Below are 24,127 nucleotides of genomic sequence, written 5' to 3' on the forward strand. Positions count from 1 at the left end.
GCCGGAAACTAGCAGTGCTAATTTAAATGTGGACCCACACGTCGATCCGAAGAGGTGCCCCGCGATGAACCTGGAGCTCAGCGAGGAGCAGTCCGCCGTCCGGCAACTGGCCAAGGACTTCGTGGCCCGCGAGATCGCGCCCCACGTCATCGAATGGGACCGTGCCGAGAGCGTGGACCGGTCGATCGTGAAGAAGCTCGGCGAGGTCGGCTTCCTCGGGCTCACCGTCGGCGAGGAGTACGGCGGGTCGGGCGGCGACCACCTCGCGTACTGCCTGGTGACCGAGGAGCTGGGGCGCGGCGACTCTTCCGTGCGCGGCATCGTGTCGGTCTCGCTGGGGCTCGTGGCCAAGACCATCGCGTCCTGGGGGAACGAGGAGCAGAAGCGGCAGTGGCTGCCCGGGCTCACCTCCGGTGAGCTCGTCGGCTGCTTCGGGCTCACCGAGCCGGGCACCGGGTCCGACGCGGGGAACCTCGCGACGAAGGCCGTGCGCGAGGGCGGCGACTTCGTCATCAACGGCTCCAAGACGTTCATCACGAACGGCACCTGGGCCGACGTCGTGCTGCTCTTCGCACGGACGAACGATGCCCCCGGACACAAGGGCGTCTCCGCCTTCCTCGTGCCGACCGACACCCCCGGCCTGACCCGCCGCACCATCCACGGCAAGCTCGGCCTGCGCGGTCAGGCCACCGCCGAGCTGGTCCTCCAGGACGTCCGCGTCCCGGCGTCGGCCATGATGGCGCCCGAGGGCAAGGGCTTCTCCGTCGCCATGTCGGCGCTCGCCAAGGGGCGGATGTCGGTCGCCGCCGGGTGCGTGGGCATCGCCCAGGCCGCCCTCGACGCGGCCGTGACGTACGCGACGGAGCGCGAGCAGTTCGGCAAGGCCATCGCGGGACACCAGCTCGTCCAGGAGCTGATCAGTGACATCGCGGTGGACGTGGACGCGGCGCGCCTGCTGACCTGGCGGGTCGCCGACCTCATCGACCGCGGGCAGCCCTTCACCACCGAGTCGTCCAAGGCCAAGCTGTTCGCCTCGGAGGCCGCGGTGCGCGCCGCCAACAACGCGCTCCAGGTCTTCGGCGGCTACGGCTACATCGACGAGTACCCCGCGGGCAAGCTGCTGCGCGACGCGCGCGTGATGACGCTCTACGAAGGCACGAGCCAGATCCAGAAGCTGGTCATCGGGCGGGCTCTGACCGGGGTCTCGGCGTTCTGAGGTGACGGTGTGCACGAGCTGGGACGGTGCGCACGAGCTGAGTACGTGAGCTGAGTACGGGAGCGGATGTGACCGGGCCGCTCCCGGGCGAGGCTCTGATCATGAGTGAGACACCGGTCAAGCAGCAGAGCACCACCGCCTACTACGGCCAGGCGGTCGCGTCGTTCGCCGTGGCGCTCGGCGCGACGGCGGTCGGCATCTACAGCCTCGACGTCAGCGGCTGGATCCGCGCCTTCCTCGCCATTTCCGTCCTGTACCTGACGACGTCCGCGTTCACCCTCGCCAAGGTGGTCAGGGACAAGCAGGAGGCGGGTCAGCTCGTCAGCCGCGTCGACCAGGCCCGCCTGGAGAAGATCCTCGCCGAACACGACCCGTTCAAGCCGGTGGTCTGACCGCCGTCCTAAGCGCTTGCTCACCGTCAGGGGTATGGTGTCCCTCCCGACCGGCGGAAGGAGTGGGCGATGAGCACGGCGGAGCAGACCGAGGGCGATGACCTGCCATGGGGCGAGGTCACGCCTGATGCGGCGCGGCGGCTGCTGGTCGCCGCCGTCGAGGCCTTCGCCGAGCGCGGGTACCACGCGACCACGACGCGGGACATCGCGGGCCGCGCCGGCATGAGCCCCGCGGCGCTCTACATCCACTACAAGACCAAGGAAGAGCTGCTCCACCGCATCAGCCGGATCGGCCACGACAAGGCGCTGCGGCTCCTGCGCGACGCGGCCGACCGTCCGGGCACCGCGGCGGAGCGGCTCGCCGACGCCGTACGGTCCTTCGTGCGTTGGCACGCCGACCATCACACCACCGCCCGCGTCGTCCAGTACGAGCTGGACGCGCTCGGCGAGGAGCACCGCACGGAGATCGTCGCGCTGCGCCGCCAGTCGGACGCGGCGGTCCGGGACATGATCAACGACGGGGTGCGGGACGGGGAGTTCGACGTCCCCGACGTGCCGGGCACCACGCTCGCCGTGCTCTCGCTCTGCATCGACGTGGCCCGCTGGTTCAACGTCGCGGGCCACCGGACGCCCGACGAGGTCGGCGCGCTCTACGCCGACCTCGTGCTGCGCATGGTGGGGGCCCGGGCGCAGGCCTCCTGAGCCCCGCCAGGCTCAGAAGTAGTAGCGGGACACCGACTCCGCGACGCAGGCGGGCTTCTCGCCGCCCTCGCGCTCGACGGTTACCACGGCCGTCACCTGCACGCCGCCGTCCTTGGTCTGCTCGACCTCCTTGAGCACGGCGGTCGCCCGCACCCGGGAGCCCGAGGGCACCGGCGAGGGGAAGCGGACCTTGTTGGTGCCGTAGTTGACACCCATCTTCATGCCCTCGACCCGCATGACCTGCGGCACCAGGCTCGGCAGCAGCGACAGCGTCAGATAGCCGTGCGCGATGGTCGTCTTGAAGGGGCCCTGCGCGGCCTTCTCCACGTCCACGTGGATCCACTGGTGGTCGCCCGTGGCGTCGGCGAACAGGTCGATCCGCTTCTGGTCGACCTCCAGCCATTCGCTGTGCCCGAGCTGCTCGCCGACTCCGGCACGCAGGTCGTCGGCCGACGCGAAGATCCTCGGCTCTGCCATGTCCCTGGCCTCCTCAAAGTATTCGAACTAAGCGCTTGCTCAGCATGCTGGGTGCGCCGACGTGTGTCAACGGACCGGCCGGGAGGGCGGACAGTTCAGCGATTGCCCAGCGATTAGGGTGTGAGGGGTGCCCCAGATCCCAGAGAAGATCCACGAGCTCACGGTCGGCCAGCTCTCGGCCCGTAGCGGCGCTGCCGTCTCGGCCCTGCACTTCTACGAGTCCAAGGGTCTGATCAGCAGCACCCGCACCTCGGGCAACCAGCGCCGCTACCACCGTGACGCGCTGCGCCGCGTCGCCTTCGTCCGCGCCGCCCAGCGCGTCGGCATCCCGCTCGCCACGATCCGCGAGGCGCTCGACTCGCTCCCCGAGGAGCGCACCCCCACCCGCGAGGACTGGGCGCGCCTCTCGGAGGCCTGGCGCTCGGAACTGGACGAGCGCATCAAGCAGTTGGGCCGGCTGCGCGATCACCTCACGGACTGCATCGGCTGCGGCTGTCTCTCCCTGGAGAACTGCGTGCTCTCCAACCCCGACGACGTCTTCGGTGAACGCCTCACCGGTTCGCGTCTGTTGGCGGAGCGTCGGCCCCAGTCGTGACCTCGGGCTTTTCCCTCGGCCCCAGATGGCGGAAGGCCACGCTCAGGATCACGGCGGCGAGTGCCCCCGCGGCCACCCCGCTGCCGAAGATCGTGTGCGCCCAGGGCGGCAGCGGCGCGTACAGGCCGGGGGTCATCACCGGCAGCAGCCCCACGACCAGGGCGAGCGCGACGACGATGCTGTCGGTGCCGTGGGTGAGGTCGACCCGGGACAGCATGCCGAAGCCGAGGACGGCGATCACCGCGTAGATCACCAGGCCCGCCGCGCCGACCACCGGCTCGGGGATGGCGGCGAGCAATCGCGTCAGCGGCGTGAGCAGCCCGCAGGCGATGAGCAGCACGCCCGCGCCCGCCGTGACGAACCGGCTGCGTACGCGCGTCAGTTGGACGATGCCGATGTTCTCGGCGCTCGTCACCATCAGGGACGTGCCGAAGACTCCGGCGCCCAGCGAGACGAGGGCGTCGGCGCGGGCGATGCGCGGCACGTCCCGGCCCGCGTCCGGGGTTCGGCCCACCGCCTCGCTGTTGAGCACCGTCTGGCCGGTGGCCTCGGCGAGCGAGGCGAGCGCGAAGACCAGCAGCGGGATCGCCGCGAGCAGGTCGAAGTGCGGGGCGCCGTAAGGGAACGGGTCCGGCAGGGCGAAGGAGCCGCCGGACGCGAGGTGGATGTCCATGCCCAGGAGGAGCGCGATGACCGTGCCGCCCGCCAGGCCGAAGAGCACCGCCATCTGCCGCCACACGCCCCGCAGGACGAGGAAGAGGACGGCGATGACACCGAGCGTGGCGAAGCCGGGGCCGGGGCCCGACGCCACCATCGGCGCCGTCACCTTGATCATGTTGATGCCGATCAGGACGACCGTGGTGCCCATCACCAGCGGCGGGAAGAGCCGCACCACCCTTCCGTAGAAGGGCAGTACGCAGATCAGGAACGCCGCGGCGATCAGGACGGAGCCGGACGCCGTCGCGGGCCCGTACTCCTTCCCGATCTGCAGGAAGATCGCCACCGCGGCCCCGCCCGGCAGCATCAGGAACGGCAGCCGGGCGCCGACCCGCAGCGCCCGCACCCCGAGGGACTGGAACAGTGCCCCGATGCCGCACAGCACCAGCGTGGCGCTGAGCAGCGAGGCCGTCTCGCCGGCGGTCAGCCGCAGCGTCGTGCCGATCAGGATCACGGAGGAGACCGGAGCGGCTATCCCGGCCAGGAGGTGCTGGAGGGCGAGCGGTGCGAGGCGCGGCAGCGGGAGGCGCTCGTCGACGGCGGCCACCACGGGCTCAGCCCTTCGCTGGAGCGGGAGCCGGGGTGAGCCAGGGCAGTTCGGAGGAGGCGTAACGGTAGGCGCGGAAGACGGCGTTGGGTTCGGAGGGGAAGAGTTTGCGGACCTCTTCCTCCTCGTAGCCGCCGAAGAAGGGCACGACGTACTCCCAGCAGAGATAGCCGTCCGCGGTGACCTCGAAGAGGCGGCCCGCGGGGGAGTCGGTGACCAGCGTGTTGCCGTTCGGCAGGCGCTGGGCACTGCCCATGAACGGCGCGAAGAACGACTCACGGGCCGGATCGTGGTACTCCCAGATGACCTTGCCGCTGGAGCGTTCGATCTCGATGACCCGGCTGAACGGAACGTCCCAGTGCGGCCGGAACACGCCGTTGTCGAAGACCAGGAAGTTGCCGTTCGGCAGCTCGGTCGGGCAGTGCTGCTGGGAGACGACGCCGGGCTCCGAGCGCCAGATGATGTCGCCCGTCGCGCGGGATATGACCACGACGGCGGAGACCGAGCGGAAGCTGGCGAGGATGTTGCCGTCGCTCGTCGGCAGGACGCTGTTGATCAGCGGGTAGTGCTCGCGGGCATAGTCCGGGTGGAGCGGGAAGTCCGCGCGGCCGAGCCGCTCGGAGACCTTCCACTCCCAGGTGGTGTTCCCCTCGGCGTCCACCTCGACGATGGTGTCCGCCCAGATGGCGCCTTCGGCCTCGGAACCGGGCACTCCGCCGCGGACCGCGTCCGCGTCCGCGCCGGTCAGGGGTTCGAGCGCGGTGTAGAGGAGCCGCCCGTCCCCGTAGTGGTGCGCGTCGTGGTGCTGGAAGCGGTCGCGGTGCTCGCGCAGGACCGTGCCGTCCGGAGCGATCTCCTGCATGATCCCGCCGCGGTACTTGTGCCACATGGGGAAGAGCGCGGGCTCGTCCGGGAGTACGCCGTTGTAGGCGAGGTTCCCGTTCGGCAGGATCCGCGCGTGCCGTCCCGGGCGGTGCGGGAGGTTCCACTGGTGGGCGATCTCGCCGTGGGCGTCGATGAGGTAGACCTCGCCGGTGCCGGTGAGCGGTGCGAAGAGGGTGTAGCCGCCGTAGCTGGCTTCCTCGTCCAGGGCCATCAGGCCGGTGCCGCGGCGGCGGCGCTGGTTCTGGTCCACGCGGGAGCGGGTCAGATGGGTCATGCCGGGCCTCCTTAACTTTCTTAAGTGACGCCGAAGAGGTTAACCCCACCGATAGGCTGAGGGACATGGGTACGAGTGAGGAAAATGCTGCGGGCGCCCCGCAGGTAGGTCCCGGGATCCGCAGGCTCCGCCGGGCCCTCGACCTGACGCTGGCTGACGTGGCGGCGCGGGCCGGGGTCTCGGCGCCGTTCCTCAGCCAGGTGGAGAACGGCCGCTCCCGGCCCAGCATGGGATCCCTGCAGCGCATCGCCGACGCCCTCGACACCACGGCTGTCCAGCTCCTCGCCTCGGCGGATCCGCCGCGTCCGGTGGACGTGGTGCGCGGCGACTCGGCCTCGGTGCGGGAGGGGGACGGCCGGGAGGCGCGCATGCGTCCGCTGGTCCGCGGCCATCAGCGGCTGCACGCGCTGGAGTTCACCGGGGACCACGACTGGGGCCGCGAGTACCGCCACCGCAACGACGAGATCCTGTACGTGGCCGACGGCTCGGCGGAGGTGGAGGCGGACGGCTCCGTATACCGCCTGGCCCGCGGCGACACGCTGTACTGCGCGGCGGAACTACCCCACCGCTGGCGCCCGTTGGAGCCGGGCACGAGGGTCCTGGTGGTGGGGATCGCGGACGGGGTGAGAGTGACGGACGAGGGGGCCCGCTGAGGCCGGCCGGGGGCCTGGGCGGATGCGGGGCTGGTCCGTCTGGGGGGGGCGCCGGTATGTCCGTACTCGCTACCTCGGTCTGAGCGCTTGGCTGCTCCGGCGGGGGAGTTGGTTCGTGCCGTGCTCCGTGCGGACATACCGGCGCGCCCCCTCGCGAGCGCTTCCGACTGCGGGCGCGAGGGGGTCGAGCTTCTTATCGCCTGCTCGCCCACTGAACCACTGCCGGGCAATCGGGTGGGTGGGAGAGGTTCTTGCGGAGCGGCCCCCGCCGGGGGCCTACTCGTACTCCGTGCCGCCCTTGCGGGTCAGGTACGCCCCGCTGATCGCCTTGGCGATGGCCCGCCCCCCGGTCACGGGGGAGTACCGCTCGGCCGCGGGCCGGATCACGACACCCTCCCGGACATGCAGCTCACGCCCCGACACGGTTTCCCGCCCCGCCGCCGCCTCCAGGACGAGCCCGGCGTCGTACGGCCCCTCGTACAGGCACGGGACGAGCGGGAGCCGGCCCTTGAGCAGGGCCACGGGGTCGAGCCACCGCACCTCGCCGTCGATCTCGGCGCTCACGTCGAAGACCGCGTAGCCGAGCGTCTCCCGGCGCCCGTCCGCACCGTACGAAAGGTCCTGCACCCCCGCCCCGTACACCTCCCCGAAGATGCCGACCCGGCGCGCGCCGAGCCGCTCCGCGAGCGAGGCCGCCACGGCCGCGACCCCGTGACCGTGGACCGCACGCCAGTAGAGATTGCGCGGATCCTCCTTCAGAGCGAGGGACTTGGCGCCGAATCCCTTGGACGAGACATGCACCCGGCCGCCGTCGTCCGCGACATACGTCAGCAGGCAAGCGGAACCGTGCAACTTCTCCGTGAGGACCACCGCCTCGCCGGGCGCGAAGATGCCGGGGTAGCGCTGGATGTTCTCGATGTCCACCCACGGCAGCAGATCGGGCGCGGACTCGACGTCCCCGTCCATGGTGGGCGGTATCGGCGGCACCCACTTCACGACACCCAGCCGGTCGGCGAAATCCGTGCCCTGAGCCGCGGCCCGCGCCAGGTCCACCTCGGCGAGCGCCCGGGGCCGGCACACGATGCCCTGTGACAGCTCGCCCCGCAGCCGTACCGCCTTCACCCGGTCCGACTTGCCGCCGGCGAGCCGCCCGGTGAGCCCCAGCTCGTCGATGAGCTCAGCGGGCAGCACGGACTGCTCGGGGATGTAGAGCGCCGTGTCGCCGGTGCGGTACGCGCCCTTGGCGACGACGGCGCGGTACAGACCCACCTGGGCCAGTTCGAGGGCGTCGGCGTTGGGATGCTCGTGGATGGTCAGCACTTCGGCGGTGACGCGCAGCGTCGACATGGGTCGGACTCCTCGGTTCTGCGTGGGTTCGACGCCAACTCTGCCGAGGACAAAGGGCTGGAGCGACCGGATATGCGCCTGATAACGTCCCGCTCTCCGGCCGACGGAGCCCCCATCGCGTTCCGCCGGGACACCTCTAATGAGGTGGAGTGCTGAGCATGGAAAGCGCCGTCGACACCAACTGGGCGTTCGACACCGCCGGTTCCCCGTCCGGGAGGACCAGCGTGTCCTCGAGGCCGATGCGTGTCGCCAGCCCCAGGCGCCCCGCCAGACGCAGTACGGGCCAGGTGCCGCCCTCCTCGCCGTGCAGCAGGACGGGGCGGCCGTGCGCCGGGCCGATCGCGGCGAGAAGGGCGCGGGCCGAGTCGCGCGCCGTGGCCGGGTCGGGATCCGTGACCTCCGCGAGGACCCGCAGGACGCGCGGGCCGAGCGCCCAGGCCGCGAAGCGTTCCGCGGCCTCCGTGCCGGACCAGATGCCCGCCTCCACGCCCACACCCCGGTCCAGGAGCGCCTCGGCCACCGCTTCGGCGCCGGGCTCGTGCCAGTTCACCGACGCGTGGTCGGGCAGCACCGTCCACGCGCGGATGTCCGCCACCCGCCCGCCGGGGTCCGGGTCGGCCCAGGCGCCGGTGGTCACTCCGACCGGGACGGAGGCCACCGAGCGGACCGCTTCCAGCGTGGCCGCAACCGCACGTGGCGCCAACGTGTCTTGCCCACAAGGGGACTTGGGGTGTACATGGACATCCCGAGCACCGGCCGCGACGGCGTGGGCCACGGACTCGGCCATCGCCCCGGGCGACAACGGGATCGACGCACCATCGCCCGCACCGCGGGCGCCGTTCACACATACCTGCATCACCACAGGACAGCACAGACGACGGGACACGGACGAGACACAGGGGGAGGGCCGATGGGAATCGCCATCTGCTCGTTGAAATGGTCCGCCGCACGCACGGGGCCGCAGAAGATCAGGTACGACAGCGACGGCTACCACCTCGTGCGTTTTCCGTACGCGGACGCCGAGGAGTCGTACGACCCGTGGCACATGCACGACCCCTCCAAGGGGCACACGAGCCCGTCCGCCTTCCCGGACGCCCGGTCGGGTCTCATCTGGCCGAGCCACGACGGCTGGGCCACCCTGTCGGCGATGATCTTCTGGGAGCCCGACGACCGGCCCACCGAGCACCGGGCGCGCTACGTGCGCGATCCGCTCGGCCTCTCCACCGGGTACGACTCGACGGCCAGCACCGACTGGGTTCCCACCAGGGGCGGGCAGTACCGGACGCACGTGTGGCAGATGTTCGTACACCCGCAGACCCCGGTCGGCCTGAAGATATCGGCGCGCGGCCCCGGCGACGTGAAGGTCGCCGCGCCGCTCATGTTCGCCGAGTTCAAGCTGGCCATTCAGTGGGACGTGGCGACGCCCTAGCCGGCGTACACCCGCAGCCTGACCGGCCGGGCCTCATGCCGAGACCAGTGGCCGTGTCCGCCGTGCCCGCGCCCGTGCCATCGCGTCGGGCGTGAGCACCGGGGCCGGCACGACGATTCCGCAGCCCGTGCAGACGGCCCCCGACGAGGGGTCGTGGGCCAGGCCGTGGGTCCAGACGAGGTCGGACCGGTCGCACACCGGGCAGACCGCGCCCGGCTCCCGCTCAAGTGCCGCGATCAGCCGGCGCAGTACCTCGGCGAGTGGCCCCGAGGGGTGGACGCCGGGATCGTCGCACCAGGCGACCCCGAACCCTCCCCAGGTGCACCGGTGCCAGTCGTCCACGCTGCCGGGCCGCCGCAGCCCGTCGTGCTTCTCCTTGCGGCGGCGCTCCGCGAAGCCCTCCTCGTAGGCGAGCCAGACCGCTCGCGCCGCTTCCAGCTCGTCGAGCGCGGCCACCAGCCGCGCCGGGTCGGGAGAGCGGTCCTCGGGCCCGAAGCCCGCCCGGGAGCACAGATGATCCCAGGTCGCCCGGTGTCCATAAGGGGCGAACCTCTCCAGGCACTTGCGCAGTGAGTACCGCCGCAGTGCCAAATCGCTCAACGGATCACGCACCTGTCTCGCGAGACTCCGGAATCCGGCCATCGCCCTGCACCTCCGTCGCACGTTCTCGGACGTTGCCGAGTAGACGTATCGACACGCGATTCGGCTCCCTTGTGGCCCATCCGATTTCGGATGGATGCCATCAGAGCCGAGATGAAGGGCTTTGAGCAGTGACGATGTGGTGATTCTGGAAAAGCGACGCATGTTCATCTTCCGGGTTCGGCAACCCGCCAGTAACCTCCGCCCCAACTCCACCCCACAGGAGCACAAGCGGAGCCCAGAGGAGCACCCATGCGACAGCGCACCGTCCGGCTCAGAACCCTCACCGCCACAGCGGCCCTCGCCCTCGCCGCGTCCGTCCTCGCGCCCCAGCCGGGGGCGGCGGCCGACGAGCCGCCACCGGCCGCCGACTACTGCGAGGGGCAGTGCGCGGACGTCCTGCCGCCCGGCGCGAACGGCAACGCCACGCTCGCCGAGATCCTCGCCCACCGGCTCCTCGGCACCCAGCCCGCCCACGCCGATGACCAGTTGGGCCCCTACGACGCGCTCTCCTCCGGCTATCCGTCCCTCACCGACGACAAGCTGACGGAGTTCTTCAACGACGCGTCCTTCGGTGTCCCCGACGGCCAGGCCGCCTCCGTCACCAGGCCGCGCGACGACGTGACGATCACCCGGGACAAGAAGTACGGCATCCCGCACATCAAGGGCTCCACGCGCTACGGCACCGAGTTCGGCGCGGGCTTCGCGGCCGGGCAGGACCGGCTCTGGCTCATCGACCTGTTCCGGCACATCGGCCGCGGCCAGCTGACCTCCTTCGCGGGCGGCGCCCTCGCCAACCAGGGCCTGGAGCAGGAGTTCTGGCCGCAGGCCCCGTACGAGGAGAAGGACCTGGAGAAGCAGGTCGAGTACATCAGGACGACCCAGGGCGAGCGCGGCAAGCAGGCCATGGAGGACGCGCAGGCCTACATAGACGGACTGAACGCCTACCGCGTGAAGTCCAAGAACGGCCGCTACTTCCCCGGTGAGTACGTCCTGACCGGCAAGATCGACGCGATCACCAACATCGGGGAGATCGAGCCCTTCAAGGTCACCGACATGATCGCGCTCGCGTCCGTCGTCGGCGGCCTCTTCGGCAACGGCGGCGGCGGAGAGGTCGACTCGGCCCTCTCCCTCCTCAAGTCCCAGGAGAGGTACGGCGTCGAGAAGGGCACGAAGGTGTGGGAGTCCTTCCGCGCCCGCAACGACCCCGAGGCCGTCCAGACCATCCACGACGGCACGAGCTTCCCGTACGCGGGCAAGCCGGAGAACGCGCGCGGCACCGCGCTGCCCGACGCCGGTTCCGTCGAGCGCGAACAGCTCGTCTACGACCGGGAGGGCGGCGCCAAGTCCACCTCCAAGGCCCTCAGGGACCCGGTGAAGGCGCCCAAGAAGCTGAAACCGCTCCAAGGGATGTACGACGACGGGGTGCTGCCCGGCGGCCTGTTCAAGAAGGACGGGCAGAAGAAGGGGATGTCGAACGCCCTCGTCGTCTCCGGGAAGCACACCGCGAGCGGAAACCCGGTCGCCGTCTTCGGCCCGCAGACCGGCTACTTCGCCCCCCAGCTCCTCATGCAGCAGGAGCTCCAGGGCCCCGGCATCAGCGCGCGGGGCGTCTCCTTCGCGGGCGTCGGCATGTACGTCCAGCTGGGGCGCGGCCAGGACTACGCCTGGTCGGCCACGTCCGCCGGGCAGGACATCACGGACACGTACGCCGTCGAGCTCTGCGAACCGGGCGGCGGCGCCCCCACCAAGCAGTCCACCCACTATCTCCACCACGACACGTGTACCCCCATGGAGAAGCTGGAGCGCAAGAACGCCTGGAAGCCGACCCTCGCCGACTCCACGGCCGCGGGCTCCTACCGCATGCAGGTGTTCCGCACGAAGTACGGCGTCGTGACGCACCGCGCGAGCGTCGAGGGCAAGCCCGTCGCCTATGTCTCGCTGCGGTCCACCTACCGCCACGAGGCCGACTCGATCATCGGCTTCCAGATGCTGAACGACCCGTCGTACGTCAAGGACGCGTCGACCTTCAAGAAGGCCGCCGAGCACATCAGCTACGCCTTCAACTGGTTCTACGCCGACTCGCGCGACACCGCGTACTACAACAGCGGCGCCAACCCCGAGCGCGCCAAGGACATCGACCCCGCCCTGCCCGTCAAGGCCCAACAGGCCAATGAATGGCGGGACTTCGATCCGGAGAACAACACCTCGGCGCAGACCCCGCCGGCCGAGCACCCGCAGTCCGTCAACCAGGACTACTACATCTCCTGGAACAACAAGCAGGCCAAGGACTTCAGCGCGGCGGGCTTCGGCCTGAGCGCCGTGCACCGCGGCGACCTGCTCGACGGGCGGGTGAAGAAGCTCACCGAGAAGGGCGGCGTCACACGGGCCGCGCTGACCCGGGCCATGTCCGAGGCGGCGGTCACCGACCTGCGCGGTGAGCAGGTGCTGCCCGAACTGCTCAAGGTGGTGCGCAGCAAGCCCGTCACGGATCCCCAGCAGGCCAAGGCCGTCCAGCAGCTGGAGGCGTGGCAGAAGGCCGGGGCCCAGCGCAATCAGACGGCGGCGGGCTCCAAGACGTACGCCCACCCCGACGCCGTACGCATCATGGACGCCTGGTGGCCCCTCCTGGTCGAGGCCGAGTTCAAGCCGGGCCTGGGCAAGGACCTGTACGAGGCGCTGACGGCGCAGCTCGGCACCGACGAGTCACCCTCCGCCGGGCACGGCCCGACCGGCGCGCACGCCGGATCGGCCTTCCAGTACGGCTGGTGGGGCTTCGCGGACAAGGATCTGCGGGCGGTCCTCGGGGAGCCCGTGGAGGGCAAGCTCGGGGACGCGTACTGCGGCGGGGGCAAGCTCGACGCCTGTCGTGACGCGCTCCTGACCACCCTCACGCAGGCCGCCGCCAAGCCCGCCACCGAGGTGTATCCCGGCGACGACAGTTGCAAGGCCGGTGAGCAGTGGTGCGCGGACTCGATCATCCACCGGGCGCTCGGCGGCATCACGCACGGGCCGATCCAGTGGCAGAACCGGCCCACGTACCAGCAGGTCGTCGAGTTCCCCGAGCACCGCTAGACAAGCACTTCCAGACGCAAGGGAGTCACGCCAGAGCGATCCGCCCCGCGGCGAACACGACACGCGCCAGTTCCTCGTGGCAGATGTCGCTGTGTGCGCCGCAGGGCGGTCCGCCGCGCCGCACCACTGCGGACGCGTCCACGCTCACGCACCCCTTGGCGGGGATCGCCCGGCCCAGCTTGACCCGCTTGGCGCCGTCCACCGCCCGGATGCCGTCGTACCCGATGGCGCCCCAGCGTTCCCAGAGGCCGAGGAACGTCGAGGAGTCCCCGGCGATCTTCGAGGCCAGTGGGTAGATCTTGCCCAGGGCGTCGTCATGGCGGGAGTAGCAGGACACCAGCGGCCCGTCGATCCGCCGCTGCGTGCCGTTGAGCGCGCCGCTGCGCGAGGGCGCGTGCGGCAGGCGCCTGGAGAACGCGTAGTGCGAGAAGGCCCCTTGGAGCAGCGTCGTGGACTTCACGCTGCGCACCGACGCGGGCATCCCGTGCAGGGCGTACGCCACGAGCCGCGCGCCGAAGCTGTGCCCGACGAGATGCACCCGTACGTCCGGTGCCTCACGGGCGAGCAGTCCGATCGCGGGGCCGAGGCCCAGCTGGCCCACGGAGCCCGCCCGGCGTTTCATGGCGTAGTAGCTGGCCTGGCGCAGGAGTTCGTGCGCCCCGTTCCACAGCCGTTTGCGCAGGCCGCCGAAGAGCTCCTGCTGGCCGGTCTCCTCCATCGCCGCGGCGAACACCTGGCACACCTCGACCGCGTCGTCGGTCAGCATGGCGGGCTCGCCCGCCCAGGTGTCGTTGGCGAATCGCCGGGCGGCGCTGTTCTCGTGCACGGCGACCAGGTCGCGCACGAGACGTCCGTACTCGTAGAGGCGCGACGGCACCGGGGAGCGCTCCGCGAGCAGCGCGCCGATCCGCTCAAGTTCGTTCTCGTGGTCGGGGAACGTGCGGGCGAGGAGGAGCCGGGTCGGCTCGTCCAGGAGGGGCCCCGCGCCCGGTGCCGGGCCCGGCCCGGTGGCGGTGAGCGAGGGGTCGTAGTCCGGGATCGGCTCGTCGGGGAAGCGGATGGCGGGCCAGAGCACGCCCACGTATCCCAGGCGTACGCGCGGGCCCGCGAGGTCCTGGCACGGTGCGAAGAACCGTCGGTAGAGGTCGGTCGCCATGTCTTGGTCGTTGTTCCAGCCGTGCGCGAGGACGAGGAGATCGGTGACGTGCTCGTCGGCCACCTCACGCAGGAGACGGTCGCGTTGCGTGGTGTCGACATCCCCGTCGGCGTCGAAGGTCAGTTCCCAGTAGGGCTCCACGCGGACCATCGTCCTGCGGCCCCGGTGCACTGACCAGATGTCCCGCACCACACATCGGGGCCGCTCGGGCTCACGTCAGTTCCCGCTCGCGGGTTTCCGGCAGCGCGAGCACGCACACCAGGGACACGACCGCCATGGCGCTCACGTACCAGCCGACCGACGAGGAACCGAACGCGGACTGCAGCCGCGTCGCCACCAGCGGGGAGACCGCGCCGCCGAGCACACCGCCGAGGTTGTAGGCGAGCGAGGCGCCCGAGTAGCGCACGTTCGAGCCGAACAGCTCCGGCAGGTACGCGCCCATCGGCCCGTACACCACGCCCATGCAGAACAGCGCGCCGCCGATCGCCAGGGCCATGAGCACCGGCTGCTCCGTGTCCAGGAGCGGGAAGAGCACCAGGCCCCACACCACCGCGAGCCCGGCGCCCACGAGGATCAGCTTGCGGCGGCCCGCACCGTCGGAGCGGGTCGCGGCGAGCCACGTACCGGCCGCGAGGAAGAGGCAGGCGACCAGCGAGAGGCCCAGCATGGTGTTGCGGGAGACGCCCAGGGTGCCGGTGGAGTAGGCCAGGCAGTACGTCGTCGCCGTGTAGAAGAGGCCGTAGGCGACGATCATCCCGCCCGCACCGAGCAGCAGTTCGCGCGGATAGCGCCGCAGGACGTCGAGCGTGGGGACCTTGCTGGCCTCCTGGGCGTCCATGACCTTCGCGAAGACCGGGGTCTCGCTGATGCGCAGCCGCACGAAGAGTCCGACGCCGACGAGGAGGAAGGAGAGCAGGAACGGCACGCGCCAGCCCCAGGACCGGAACGCGTCGTCGGACAGCACCGAGGACAGCAGCCAGAAGACGCCGGTCGCCGCGAAGAACCCGACGGACGGGCCCAGTTGGGGGAAGGCGGCGTACAGGCCGCGCTTCTTCTTCGGTGCGTGCTCCACCGCGAGCAGCGCGGCCCCGCCCCACTCGCCGCCGAGTCCGATGCCCTGCAGGAAGCGCAGCAGGATCAGCAGGACCGGCGCCCAGATGCCCAACGTGCCGTATCCGGGCAGGAGTCCGACGAGCGCCGTCGAAAGACCCATGAGCAGCAGCGAGGCCACGAGCACCGACTTGCGGCCGACCCGGTCACCGAAGTGCCCGAAGACCACCGACCCGATGGGCCGCGCCGCGAACGCCACCGCGTACGTCGAGAAGGAGGCGAGGGTGGCGTTGACCGGGTCCAGGGTCGGGAAGAACGCCTCGTTCAGGACGAGCGCGGCGGCCGTGCCGTAGATGTAGAAGTCGTAGAACTCGATGGCCGTCCCGATGAACGACGCCACGGCCACGCGGCGCATGCTCTCGGGGCTCGCGTCCGGCTCGGGCGCGGCGTCCGGCTGGGTCTTCTCTGGTGAGATTTCGCTGTGCACGAGCGGCACTCTCACGTTGGATGTATGGGCCAGTCAATAGCCGGGACGGCCTGTCTCGGTCATTGAGACTGGCGGTGAGCTGCGGTGACGCGATGCAGGTGGACGAGGATGTCGTGGGTGGGCGCGAGCCGGATCTTGTGGGGGCCGTCCGGGTAGGCCGTGCCGATGCTCTGGGTCAGCCGGCCCTTGCCGAGCCACTTCCGGGCGGCCGCGGGGGCGGTCCGCATGTCGAGGAAGTAGTCGTCGTGCCGCACCTTGTCGAGGGTGTACTCGTTCGTGCCGCGCTCGGCCGCGCCCACGGACCGGGGCTTCCACGCCTCGGACTCCTCGCTCTGCGCCATGAACGACCCCTGGTCGAAGGTGAATCCGATGCTGACGTACCGCTTGCCGAGCCGGTCGCGCAGGAAGGCGCCCTGCATCTTCGGGTAGCGCGGATCGTAACTCTCGTACCCGACATGGGCGTTGTGCGCCGACAGGAGCACCTTGTCGCCGGTCTGTTTCTGCCACCAGGCGGTGTTCCGGGCCATGAGGCGGTCGCGGTACAGCATGCCGTCCTTGACCCCTTCGGGGGTGTCGAAGGGGAAGGCGTAGATCGTGGCGGTCTGTGAGACGGACCGGGCGTGCTGCATCACCAGGGTGAACTCCCGGTCGGGCGAGGCCGGTTGAAGGCGCTCGAGCAGCTTCAGCGCCTCCCGTGCCTGGCCGGCCAGCTTCCGCCGCTCCTCCAGGGGCCTGGCCATGTACGTGTCCCCGTCCGAGAGGCGGCGGATCGGCGCGTACAGCTCGGTGATCCTGGGCAGCAGGTCCGGCTCGTGCGCGCGGACGTAGTCCTCCACGCCGTCGAACAGCTCATGCCCGAGTTCGGGGTAGTTGAGGTCGTCGCCCAGGAAGCGCACCTGGCGGTCCGGGTGCTTCTCGTTGTACGCGCGCATCCACGTCAGGAGCTCGACGTACTCCTCGGTGTCCCAGGGCGTCTTCGCCAGCTCCTTGTGGACGAGCTCGCGCACGTCCCCCTCGCCCCCGTGCACGTACGCGTCGAAGCGCAGCCCCGTCGTCCAGCTGACTTCCTGGGCGAAGGTGGTGAACCCCTTCTCCTCGACGAGATAGCGGAAGACCCGGTCCTTCATCGTGAAGAACTCGTGCGAACCGTGTGTGGCCTCGCCCAGGCCCACCACGGAAGCTTCACCCACCATGCGGCCCATCGGCCGCAGGTCCTTGGTGGAGCCGCCCGGGTCGGTCGAGCGGAGGGGGTGGGCCGCGCGCTCGATCGCCGGGACCGGATTCGCCGGGCCGGGCTCTGTCCGGGCGGCGGCCTGGGGCGCGACCAGCGCCCCCAGGCCGAGTGTGCCGACCAGCGCCAGGGGAACTGCGCGACGTGCCGTCCGTGCCGGCTGTGCTGTCCATGGCATGCGGGATCTCCTCAACTCGGGTGTACGGAGCTGAAGATCACGATCCCGGTCCGCCAGGGGCACCTGCCATCCGGCAGGCACCCCACTCGCCGGTGGGGCCTGCCCCCCCCACCGGCGAACGAGGCGGGGCGGCTCAGTGATAGCGCAGATACCGCTTCCGCACGGCACGGAAGCGGGCGAGCTCGTCCTGCCAGCCCCCCACCACCTCGTCCGTGTCCGCACCCGCGTCGATCATGGTGCGGACCTGCGTGGAGCCCGTCAGTTTGTCGATCCAGTTGTCGGAGCGCCAGGCGAAGCCGCTCCACACCTTCTTGGCGGTCACCAGGAGCGCGATGCCGGTGCGCACCGGGTCGTACGCCTCCCGGTCGTGCACGTGGAGCTGGACGCCGCCGATCGTCTTGCCCTGGAACTTGGAGAACGTCGGCGCGAAGTAGGCCTCCCTGAAGTGCACCCCGCGCAGGTCCACGGCGTTCGCGGCGGCCGCCCACTTCCGGTCGATGCCGTCCGCGCCGAGCAGCTCGAAGGGACGGGTCGTGCCGCGCCCCTCGGAGAGGTTCGTGCCCTCGAAGAGGCAGGTGCCGCTGTAGACCAGGGCGGTGTCGGGCGTGGGCATGTTCGGGCTGGGCGGCACCCACGGCAGCCCGGAGGCGTCGTAGAAGTCCGAGCGCTTCCACCCGGTCATCTTCACGGTCTCCAGCTCGACGGGCCGCTCCAGGAACTCGCCGTTGAACAGCAGCGCCAGCTCCGTCACCGTCATGCCGTGCGCCTGCGCTATCGGCTGCCTGCCGACGAACGTCGCGAACTCCTTGTGCAGGACAGGACCGTACGCGCCGCGCCCCGTCACCGGATTCGGCCGGTCCAGGACGACGAACCGTTTCCCCGCGAGCTCGGCCGACTCCATGCAGTCGAAGAGCGTCCAGATGTACGTGTAGAAACGCGCACCCGCGTCCTGGATGTCGAAGACGATCGTGTCGACGCCGGCGGCCGTGAAGATGTCGGCCAGCGCCTTGCCGCTCTTCTGGTACGTGTCGTAGACGGGAAGCCCGGTGGCGGGGTCGTCGTGGCGCCCCTCGGATCCGCCCGCCTGCGCCGTCCCCCGGAAGCCGTGCTCGGGGCCGAACACCGCGACCAGGTTCACCCGGTCGTCGGCGTGCATGACGTCCACGATGTGCCGTACGTCCCGGGTGACGCCGGTCGGGTTCGTCACGATGCCGACCCGCTCGCCGTCCAGGAGCGCGTAGCCGTCCGCGGACAGCCGCTCGAAGCCGGTGCGCAGCCGCCGGCCGCCGCCCGGTCCGCCGCCCGAGCCGCCCCCGCCTCCCGCCGCGGACGCCGGGGCCGCCGAGGTGAGAGCGGTGGCCGTGGTGGCGGCCAGCAGGCCCCGTCTGGACAGGCTGCGTCGGGACAGGTTCATACAGAGACCTCCGTGAGCGCGGTGGCTGTCATGGCCACGCACGCTAGCGCGCGGACCCCCGCCGGGGAACGAACCCGGCGTCCCGGCCCCCTTCCATCCGAACATACCGACTGGTTAGTCTGCGATCACAGCGGAGCCGCAGTCGAAGGAGACCGAACGTGGAGACCCTGCAGGACAAGGGAGTTGTCGTCACCGGTGCCGGAGGCGGGATCGGGGCCGCGCTGGCCCGCCGGTTCGCCGCCGCCGGGGCGCGCGTCGTGGTCAACGACCTGGACGCGGCCAAGGCGAAGACGGTGGCCGACGAGATCGGTGCCGTGGCCGTGCCGGGCGACGCGTCCACGATCGTGCCGGAGGCCCGAGAGGCGCTGAGCGGCACGATCGACGTGTACTGCGCCAATGCGGGCCTCGGCTCCGGCGGCTCGGAGGCCGCCCCGGAGGAGGTCTGGGCCACGGCCTGGGACGTCAACGTCATGGCCCACGTCCGCGCGGCCCACGCGCTGCTCCCCGACTGGCTGGAGCGCGGCAGTGGCCGCTTCGTCTCCACCGTCTCGGCGGCCGGCCTGCTCACCATGATCGGCGCCGCGCCCTACAGCGTCACCAAGCACGGCGCGTACGCCTTCGCCGAGTGGCTCTCGCTGACCTACCGGCACCGCGGGATCGACGTCCACGCGATCTGCCCGCAGGGCGTGCGCACCGACATGCTCGCCGCCACCGGCACCGCGGGCGACATCGTGCTCACCCCCACCGCGATCGAGCCGGAGGACGTCGCGGACGCGCTCTTCGCCGGGATGGAGGAGAACCGCTTCCTGATCCTGCCGCACCCCGAGGTCGCCGAGTACTACCGCATCCGCGCCGCCGAGCCCGACAAGTGGCTCACCGGCATGAACCACCTCCAGCAGAAGTGGGAGGCGACGGAGCGGTGAGCGACGCGACCCCGACCGCCTCCATATACGCCGCCAAGCCCTGGCTCGGCCGCCTCAACGACGCCCAGCGCGGGCCCATCGAGCCCGCCGCCTCCGTCGTGCACGCCTTCCGCGCCTCGGTGCTCAGGGCCCCCGAGCACACGGCCCTCGCCTATTTCGACGGGCGCCTGAGCTACCGCGAGGTGGACGCCCTCACCGACTCCGTCGCCGGACACCTGGCCGCGCGCGGGCTCGCCCGGGGCGACCGGGTCGCGATCCTGCTGCAGAACACCCCGCACTTCGTGATCGCGCTGCTCGGCGCGTGGAAGGCGGGCGCCACGGTCGTGCCGGTGAACCCCATGTACAAGTCGGCGGAGGTCGGGCACGTCCTCGCGGACGCCGACGTGACCGCGCTGATCTGCTCGGACCGCGCCTGGGAGACATATCTGCGCGACACGGCGGCGGCCTCGCCCGTCCGCATCGTGCTCACCGCCTGCCAGCTCGACCTGCAGACCCGCAACGACACCCGCGTCCTGGACTTCGAACGCCTCCCGCAGGCCGCCGACGCCGAGGACCTGGTGACCGTCGCCCGGCAGGAGCTCCCCGCCCCCGGAGACCGGCAGCTCGGCCCCGCCGACATCGCGCTGATCAGCTACACCTCGGGCACGAGCGGCACCCCCAAGGGCGCCATGAACACCCACGGGAACATCACCTACAACGCCGAGCGGCAGCGCACCGGCTCCGGCATCCCCGAAGGCGCCTGCTACTTCGCGATGGCGCCGCTCTTCCACATCACCGGCATGGTCGCGCAGGTCGCGGGCTGCCTGGCCAACGCGGGCACCCTCGCGCTCGCGTACCGCTTCGAGGCCGGGGTCGTCCTGGACGCCTTCGCCGAGCACCGCCCCGCGTACACCGTGGGCCCTTCCACGGCCTTCATGGCGCTTGCCGCCCACCCCTCCGTCACGCGGGAGCACTTCGACTCCTTCGCGATGATCTCCTCGGGCGGCGCGCCGCTGCCGCCCGCCCTGGTGGAGAAGTTCCGCGCGGGCTTCGGCCCCTACATCCACAACGGGTACGGCCTCACCGAGTGCACCGCCCCCTGCGCCTCCGTGCCGCCGGGCCAGGAGGCACCCGTCGACCCGGTGTCCGGCACCCTCGCCGTCGGTGTCCCCGGCCCCGAGACGGTCGTCAGGATCGTCGACGACCACGGCGCGGACGTCCCCTTCGGCGAACAGGGCGAGATCACCGTGCGCGGCCCGCAGGTCGTGCCGGGCTACTGGAATCTTCCCGACGCCACGTGCGAGGCGTTCCCCGACGGCGAGCTGCGGACCGGCGACATCGGCTTCATGGACGCCCAGGGCTGGCTCTACGTGGTCGACCGCAAGAAGGACATGATCAACGCGTCGGGTTTCAAGGTCTGGCCGCGCGAGGTGGAGGACGTCCTCTACAGTCACGCAGCCGTCCGTGAGGCGGCGGTGATCGGCGTCCCGGACAGCTATCGCGGCGAGACCGTCAAGGCCTTCGTCAGCCTGCGCCCGCAGGCCGACGTGGCACCGGACGAGCTGGCGGCGTACTGCAAGGAGCGGCTCGCGGCGTACAAGTACCCCCGCGCGGTCGAGATCCTGCCGGAGCTGCCGAAGACCACAAGTGGGAAGATCCTCCGGCGGGAACTGCGTTCCCGCAACGACACGAGCTCTCGGCGCGACGAGAGCCAGTAACCCCGAAAGGCAGGTGGCGGCAGTGGCCAGGACGACGGACGGTGACGGCACGCCCGTCCCTCAGCGGCTGCTCGCCGCCGCCACGCGGCTCTTCGCCGACCGCGGCTACGACCGCACGTCGGTGCAGGAGATCGTGGAGTCGGCAGGCGTCACCAAGGGTGCGCTCTACCACTACTTCGGCTCCAAGGACGACCTCCTGCACGAGGTGTACGCACGCGTCCTGCGCGTCCAGCAGGAGCGCCTCGACGCCTACGCGGACTCCGACGCGCCCATCGAGCAGCGGGTGCGGGACGCGGCGGCGGACGTGGTCGTCACGACGATCGACAACCTCGACGACGCCTCGATCTTCTTCCGCTCCATGCACCACCTGAGCCCGGAGAAGAACAAGCAGGTCCGCTCCGAGCGCCGCCGCTACCACGAGCGGTTCCGTGCGCTGATCGAGGAGGGCCAGGAGGCCGGCGTCTTCTCGAAGGCCACCCCGGCGGACCTGGTGGTGGACTACCACTTCGGCTCCGTCCACCACCTGTCCACCTGGTACCGCCCGAACGGTCCGCTCACCCCGCAGCAGGTCGCCGACCACCTGGCGGACCTGCTGCTGAGGGCGCTGCGGCCGTAGCGTTTCCTACAGGTACTTCTTCAGCTCCCGCCGGGCCAGCGACCGCTGGTGCACCTCATCGGGACCGTCGGCCAGCCGCAGTGTCCTCGCGGAGGCCCACAGCTCCGCCAGCGGGAAGTCCTGGCTGACGCCGCCCGCGCCGTGCAGCTGCACGGCCTGGTCGAGGATGTCCACCACCGTCCGCGGGGTCGCGATCTTGATGGACTGGATCTCCGTGTGCGCACCCTTGTTGCCCACGGTGTCCATCAGCCACGCGGTCTTCAGGACGAGCAGCCGCAGCTGCTCCACCGCGACCCGGGCGTCCGCGATCCACTCCTGGACGACGCCCTGCTGGGCGAGCGGCTTGCCGAACGCCGTACGCGCCACCGCGCGCCGACACATCAGCTCGATGGCCCGCTCGGCCATGCCGATCAGGCGCATGCAGTGGTGGATGCGGCCGGGGCCGAGCCGGGCCTGGGCGATGGCGAAGCCGCCGCCCTCCTCGCCGATCAGATTGCTGACGGGGACCCGGACCCGGTCGAAGACGACCTCGGCGTGCCCTCCGTGGGAGTGGTCCTCGTACCCGTACACCTGCATGGCGCGGCGCACTTCGAGGCCGGGGGTGTCGCGCGGCACGAGCACCATGGACTGCTGGCGGCGCGGGTCGGAGTTCCCGGGGTCCGTCTTGCCCATCAGGATGAAGATCTGGCAGTCCGGGTTCATCGCCCCGGAGATGTACCACTTGCGTCCGGTGATGACGTACTCGTCGCCGTCGCGCTCGATGAGCGTCGTGATGTTCGTGGCGTCGGACGAGGCGACCTCGGGCTCGGTCATCGCGAACGCCGAGCGGATCTCACCGGCGAGCAGGGGCTCGAGCCACTGCTTCTTCTGCTCCTCGTTGCCGAACTGGGCGAGGACCTCCATGTTGCCGGTGTCCGGGGCCGCGCAGTTCAGCGCGGTGGGCGCCAGGTGCGGGGAGCGGCCCGTGATCTCGGCGAGCGGCGCGTACTGGAGGTTGGTGAGCCCGGCGCCGTGCTCGGCGTCCGGCAGGCTGTGCTGGTCTACAAAGAAAAGATTCCACAGGCCCTGCTTGCGTGCCTCGGCCTTCAGCTCGCCGACGATCGCCGGGGTGTCCCACGGAGAGGCGAGCTGGGCGCGCTGCTCCTCGGCCGTCTTCTCCGCCGGGTAGACGTGCTCGTCCATGAAGGTGAGGAGCCTGTCGCGCAGCTCTTCGGTGCGGGCGTCGAATGCGAAGTCCATGGCTGTCTCAGCCTTCCTGTCGTCCTTGGAGGGTGGTGAGGCCGTGCTCGATGAAGACGGGGACCAGCTCCCCGATGCGGTCGAAGCCCGCGCCGACCGTCTGGCCGAGCGTGTACCGGTAGTGGATGCCCTCCAGGATCACGGCGAGCTTGAACCACGCGAACGCCGTGTACCAGGACACCGCGGAGACGTCGCGCCCCGAGCGCGCGGCGTACCGCTCGACCAGCTCGGCGGCCTGCGGGTGCCCGGCGGCGCCCGCCGTGGTGCTGATGGGGGAGTCCGGAAGCTGGAGCTTCGTGCTGTACATGACGAGCAGGCCCAGGTCGGTGAGCGGATCGCCGAGCGTGGACATCTCCCAGTCGAGGATCGCCTTGATCCGGTCGTCCCCGCCGATCAGGACGTTGTCGAGGCGGTAGTCGCCGTGCACGACGGTGGCCGCGGGGGAGACGGGCAGCTGGCGCCCCAGGGCGGCGTGCAGCTCGTCGATCCCCGCCAGGTCGCGGTTGCGCGAGGCGTCCAGCTGCTTGCCCCAGCGGCGCAGCTGCCGGTCCAGGAAGCCGTCGGGCCGCCCGAAGTCACCGAGGCCGACCGCTTCCGGGTCCACGGAGTGCAGGTCGACGAGGGTGTCGACGAGGCCGAGGACCGCGGCACGGGTGCGCTCGGCACCCAGCGGCGCCAGCTCCTCGGCGGTGCGGAACGGCGTGCCCTCCACGAAGTCCATGACGTAGAAGGGTGCCCCGAGCACGTCGGGGTCCTCGCAGAGCAGCACGGGCGTCGGCACCGGCACGTCGGTCCCGTGGTGCAGCGCGCTGATCACACGGTGCTCGCGCTTCATGTCGTGCGCGGTCGCAAGGACGTGCCCGAGCGGTGGCCGCCGCACGACCCAGCGCGAGGTGCCGTCCGTCACGGCGTACGTGAGGTTCGACCGGCCGCCCTCGATCAGCCGGGCGGTGAGCGGCCCGCCCACGAGGCCCGGCCGCTCGCGGTCCAGGTGGCCGCGCAACTGGTCGAGGTCGAGGCCTGGTGGATGGTCTGAGCTCATCTTCGCTCCTGGTCGGACGGTCGTCGTCGGTGTCGCCGCGCTGCGTCGCGCTGACGTTCATGATGCCGACCAGTCGGTATGTAGTCCAGAGCGCAGGAGGAACGTGATCAGGATCGCGGCGGCGGGGGTGCCCCCGAATATGCCGA

At 70.8% G+C, this 24,127-nt stretch carries 22 protein-coding genes; 10 read left to right on the forward strand and 12 right to left on the reverse strand.

The features are described from left to right. Positions 1-64 precede the first annotated feature (64 nt). The 3 genes from OG302_RS32795 to OG302_RS32805 all read left to right on the forward strand — a co-directional run bounded on the left by OG302_RS32795 (position 65) and on the right by OG302_RS32805 (position 2,310). Positions 65-1,216: an acyl-CoA dehydrogenase family protein gene (locus OG302_RS32795; protein WP_371530076.1), complete on the forward strand. Its 1,152-nt coding sequence runs from the start codon at positions 65-67 to the stop codon at positions 1,214-1,216. A gap of 101 nt (positions 1,217-1,317) precedes the next feature. Beyond that, positions 1,318-1,608 (forward strand): YiaA/YiaB family inner membrane protein, encoded by a 291-nt coding sequence (locus OG302_RS32800; RefSeq protein ID WP_361834023.1) that lies wholly within the window; start codon positions 1,318-1,320, stop codon positions 1,606-1,608. Positions 1,609-1,677: 69 nt separating this feature from the next. Continuing rightward, the gene (locus OG302_RS32805) at positions 1,678-2,310 is read left to right on the forward strand and encodes a TetR/AcrR family transcriptional regulator (RefSeq protein ID WP_371530077.1); all 633 of its coding nucleotides are present in this window, start codon (positions 1,678-1,680) and stop codon (positions 2,308-2,310) included. Positions 2,311-2,322: 12 nt separating this feature from the next. Here OG302_RS32805 and OG302_RS32810 read toward each other — a convergent pair whose 3' ends face one another. Further along, the gene (locus OG302_RS32810; RefSeq protein WP_371530078.1) at positions 2,323-2,787 is read right to left on the reverse strand and encodes a MaoC family dehydratase; all 465 of its coding nucleotides are present in this window, start codon (positions 2,785-2,787) and stop codon (positions 2,323-2,325) included. A gap of 127 nt (positions 2,788-2,914) precedes the next feature. Here OG302_RS32810 and soxR point away from each other — a divergent pair, with 127 nt between their 5' ends. Further along, complete coding sequence (soxR, locus tag OG302_RS32815; RefSeq protein ID WP_371530079.1) at positions 2,915-3,382, forward strand: redox-sensitive transcriptional activator SoxR; 468 nt, start codon at positions 2,915-2,917, stop codon at positions 3,380-3,382. On the opposite strand, the gene OG302_RS32820 is transcribed toward soxR, so the two are convergent. Continuing rightward, positions 3,339-4,649, reverse strand: a complete 1,311-nt coding sequence (locus OG302_RS32820) for a uracil-xanthine permease family protein (protein WP_371530080.1) — start codon at positions 4,647-4,649, stop codon at positions 3,339-3,341. The two genes, soxR and OG302_RS32820, sit on opposite strands and share 44 nt — an antisense overlap. A 4-nt stretch (positions 4,650-4,653) precedes the next feature. Then, a complete protein-coding gene (locus OG302_RS32825) occupies positions 4,654-5,805 on the reverse strand; it encodes an aryl-sulfate sulfotransferase (protein WP_371530081.1) in 1,152 nt (383 codons plus the stop codon). Positions 5,806-5,870: 65 nt separating this feature from the next. Between OG302_RS32825 and OG302_RS32830 the strand changes: the two genes are divergently transcribed. Then, on the forward strand, positions 5,871-6,458 hold the full coding sequence (locus OG302_RS32830) for a helix-turn-helix domain-containing protein (RefSeq protein WP_371530082.1): 588 nt from the start codon (positions 5,871-5,873) through the stop codon (positions 6,456-6,458). 276 nt (positions 6,459-6,734) lie between these two features. Here OG302_RS32830 and OG302_RS32835 read toward each other — a convergent pair whose 3' ends face one another. Together OG302_RS32835 and OG302_RS32840 are read right to left on the reverse strand one after the other, a co-directional pair. After that, positions 6,735-7,805, reverse strand: coding sequence for an RNA ligase (ATP) (locus tag OG302_RS32835; protein ID WP_371530083.1), 1,071 nt, complete (start codon positions 7,803-7,805; stop codon positions 6,735-6,737). A gap of 136 nt (positions 7,806-7,941) precedes the next feature. Continuing rightward, positions 7,942-8,664: a 3-keto-5-aminohexanoate cleavage protein gene (locus OG302_RS32840; RefSeq protein ID WP_371530084.1), complete on the reverse strand. Its 723-nt coding sequence runs from the start codon at positions 8,662-8,664 to the stop codon at positions 7,942-7,944. 51 nt (positions 8,665-8,715) lie between these two features. Here OG302_RS32840 and OG302_RS32845 point away from each other — a divergent pair, with 51 nt between their 5' ends. Next, positions 8,716-9,234 (forward strand): hypothetical protein, encoded by a 519-nt coding sequence (locus OG302_RS32845; protein ID WP_371530085.1) that lies wholly within the window; start codon positions 8,716-8,718, stop codon positions 9,232-9,234. 33 nt (positions 9,235-9,267) lie between these two features. Here OG302_RS32845 and OG302_RS32850 read toward each other — a convergent pair whose 3' ends face one another. Further along, positions 9,268-9,876, reverse strand: a complete 609-nt coding sequence (locus OG302_RS32850; RefSeq protein ID WP_371530086.1) for a hypothetical protein — start codon at positions 9,874-9,876, stop codon at positions 9,268-9,270. A gap of 249 nt (positions 9,877-10,125) precedes the next feature. Here OG302_RS32850 and OG302_RS32855 point away from each other — a divergent pair, with 249 nt between their 5' ends. Further along, positions 10,126-12,948, forward strand: coding sequence for a penicillin acylase family protein (locus tag OG302_RS32855; RefSeq protein ID WP_371530087.1), 2,823 nt, complete (start codon positions 10,126-10,128; stop codon positions 12,946-12,948). Positions 12,949-12,973: 25 nt separating this feature from the next. Here OG302_RS32855 and OG302_RS32860 read toward each other — a convergent pair whose 3' ends face one another. From OG302_RS32860 to OG302_RS32875, 4 genes are all read right to left on the reverse strand, one after another. Further along, the gene (locus tag OG302_RS32860) at positions 12,974-14,254 is read right to left on the reverse strand and encodes a serine-threonine protein kinase (RefSeq protein ID WP_371530088.1); all 1,281 of its coding nucleotides are present in this window, start codon (positions 14,252-14,254) and stop codon (positions 12,974-12,976) included. A gap of 61 nt (positions 14,255-14,315) precedes the next feature. After that, entirely contained in the window at positions 14,316-15,569 is a 1,254-nt protein-coding gene (locus OG302_RS32865) for an MFS transporter (protein WP_371750304.1), read from the reverse strand. Between the two features lie 131 nt (positions 15,570-15,700). Then, on the reverse strand, positions 15,701-17,050 hold the full coding sequence (locus tag OG302_RS32870; protein WP_371530089.1) for an erythromycin esterase family protein: 1,350 nt from the start codon (positions 17,048-17,050) through the stop codon (positions 15,701-15,703). Between the two features lie 133 nt (positions 17,051-17,183). Continuing rightward, entirely contained in the window at positions 17,184-18,464 is a 1,281-nt protein-coding gene (locus OG302_RS32875; protein WP_371530090.1) for an exo-beta-N-acetylmuramidase NamZ domain-containing protein, read from the reverse strand. 158 nt (positions 18,465-18,622) lie between these two features. On the opposite strand from OG302_RS32875, the gene OG302_RS32880 reads away from it, so the two are divergent. Genes OG302_RS32880 through OG302_RS32890 form a run of 3 tightly spaced genes read left to right on the forward strand, consistent with a single transcriptional unit; the run spans position 18,623 to position 21,700 of the window. Further along, positions 18,623-19,387: an SDR family oxidoreductase gene (locus OG302_RS32880; RefSeq protein ID WP_371530091.1), complete on the forward strand. Its 765-nt coding sequence runs from the start codon at positions 18,623-18,625 to the stop codon at positions 19,385-19,387. Beyond that, entirely contained in the window at positions 19,384-21,084 is a 1,701-nt protein-coding gene (locus OG302_RS32885; RefSeq protein WP_371530092.1) for a class I adenylate-forming enzyme family protein, read from the forward strand. Before OG302_RS32880 ends, OG302_RS32885 begins: the two co-directional genes overlap by 4 nt. A gap of 22 nt (positions 21,085-21,106) precedes the next feature. Next, positions 21,107-21,700, forward strand: coding sequence for a TetR/AcrR family transcriptional regulator (locus tag OG302_RS32890; protein ID WP_361834050.1), 594 nt, complete (start codon positions 21,107-21,109; stop codon positions 21,698-21,700). A 6-nt stretch (positions 21,701-21,706) separates the two neighbouring features. On the opposite strand, the gene OG302_RS32895 is transcribed toward OG302_RS32890, so the two are convergent. Beyond that, positions 21,707-22,939, reverse strand: a complete 1,233-nt coding sequence (locus tag OG302_RS32895; protein ID WP_371530093.1) for an acyl-CoA dehydrogenase family protein — start codon at positions 22,937-22,939, stop codon at positions 21,707-21,709. A gap of 7 nt (positions 22,940-22,946) precedes the next feature. Beyond that, complete coding sequence (locus tag OG302_RS32900) at positions 22,947-23,981, reverse strand: phosphotransferase family protein (protein WP_371530094.1); 1,035 nt, start codon at positions 23,979-23,981, stop codon at positions 22,947-22,949. Positions 23,982-24,127: the final 146 nt, after the last annotated feature.

Source organism: Streptomyces sp. NBC_01283, from assembly GCF_041435335.1.
In the GTDB taxonomy this organism is placed as follows: domain Bacteria; phylum Actinomycetota; class Actinomycetes; order Streptomycetales; family Streptomycetaceae; genus Streptomyces.

Excerpts from the sequence above, each read along its gene's own strand:
- OG302_RS32795 (WP_371530076.1), top strand. The coding sequence starts at position 65 with ATGAACCTGGAGCTCAGCGAGGAGCAGTCCGCCGTCCGGCAACTGGCC.
- OG302_RS32860 (WP_371530088.1), bottom strand. The coding sequence starts at position 14,254 with ATGGTCCGCGTGGAGCCCTACTGGGAACTGACCTTCGACGCCGACGGG.
- OG302_RS32870 (WP_371530089.1), bottom strand. The coding sequence starts at position 17,050 with ATGCCATGGACAGCACAGCCGGCACGGACGGCACGTCGCGCAGTTCCC.
- OG302_RS32900 (WP_371530094.1), bottom strand. The coding sequence starts at position 23,981 with ATGAGCTCAGACCATCCACCAGGCCTCGACCTCGACCAGTTGCGCGGC.
- OG302_RS32895 (WP_371530093.1), bottom strand. The coding sequence starts at position 22,939 with ATGGACTTCGCATTCGACGCCCGCACCGAAGAGCTGCGCGACAGGCTC.
- OG302_RS32865 (WP_371750304.1), bottom strand. The coding sequence starts at position 15,569 with ATGCGCCGCGTGGCCGTGGCGTCGTTCATCGGGACGGCCATCGAGTTC.
- OG302_RS32825 (WP_371530081.1), bottom strand. The coding sequence starts at position 5,805 with ATGACCCATCTGACCCGCTCCCGCGTGGACCAGAACCAGCGCCGCCGC.
- OG302_RS32805 (WP_371530077.1), top strand. The coding sequence starts at position 1,678 with ATGAGCACGGCGGAGCAGACCGAGGGCGATGACCTGCCATGGGGCGAG.
- OG302_RS32835 (WP_371530083.1), bottom strand. The coding sequence starts at position 7,805 with ATGTCGACGCTGCGCGTCACCGCCGAAGTGCTGACCATCCACGAGCAT.
- OG302_RS32830 (WP_371530082.1), top strand. The coding sequence starts at position 5,871 with ATGGGTACGAGTGAGGAAAATGCTGCGGGCGCCCCGCAGGTAGGTCCC.
- OG302_RS32875 (WP_371530090.1), bottom strand. The coding sequence starts at position 18,464 with ATGAACCTGTCCCGACGCAGCCTGTCCAGACGGGGCCTGCTGGCCGCC.
- OG302_RS32855 (WP_371530087.1), top strand. The coding sequence starts at position 10,126 with ATGCGACAGCGCACCGTCCGGCTCAGAACCCTCACCGCCACAGCGGCC.
- OG302_RS32800 (WP_361834023.1), top strand. The coding sequence starts at position 1,318 with ATGAGTGAGACACCGGTCAAGCAGCAGAGCACCACCGCCTACTACGGC.
- OG302_RS32845 (WP_371530085.1), top strand. The coding sequence starts at position 8,716 with ATGGGAATCGCCATCTGCTCGTTGAAATGGTCCGCCGCACGCACGGGG.
- OG302_RS32810 (WP_371530078.1), bottom strand. The coding sequence starts at position 2,787 with ATGGCAGAGCCGAGGATCTTCGCGTCGGCCGACGACCTGCGTGCCGGA.
- OG302_RS32850 (WP_371530086.1), bottom strand. The coding sequence starts at position 9,876 with ATGGCCGGATTCCGGAGTCTCGCGAGACAGGTGCGTGATCCGTTGAGC.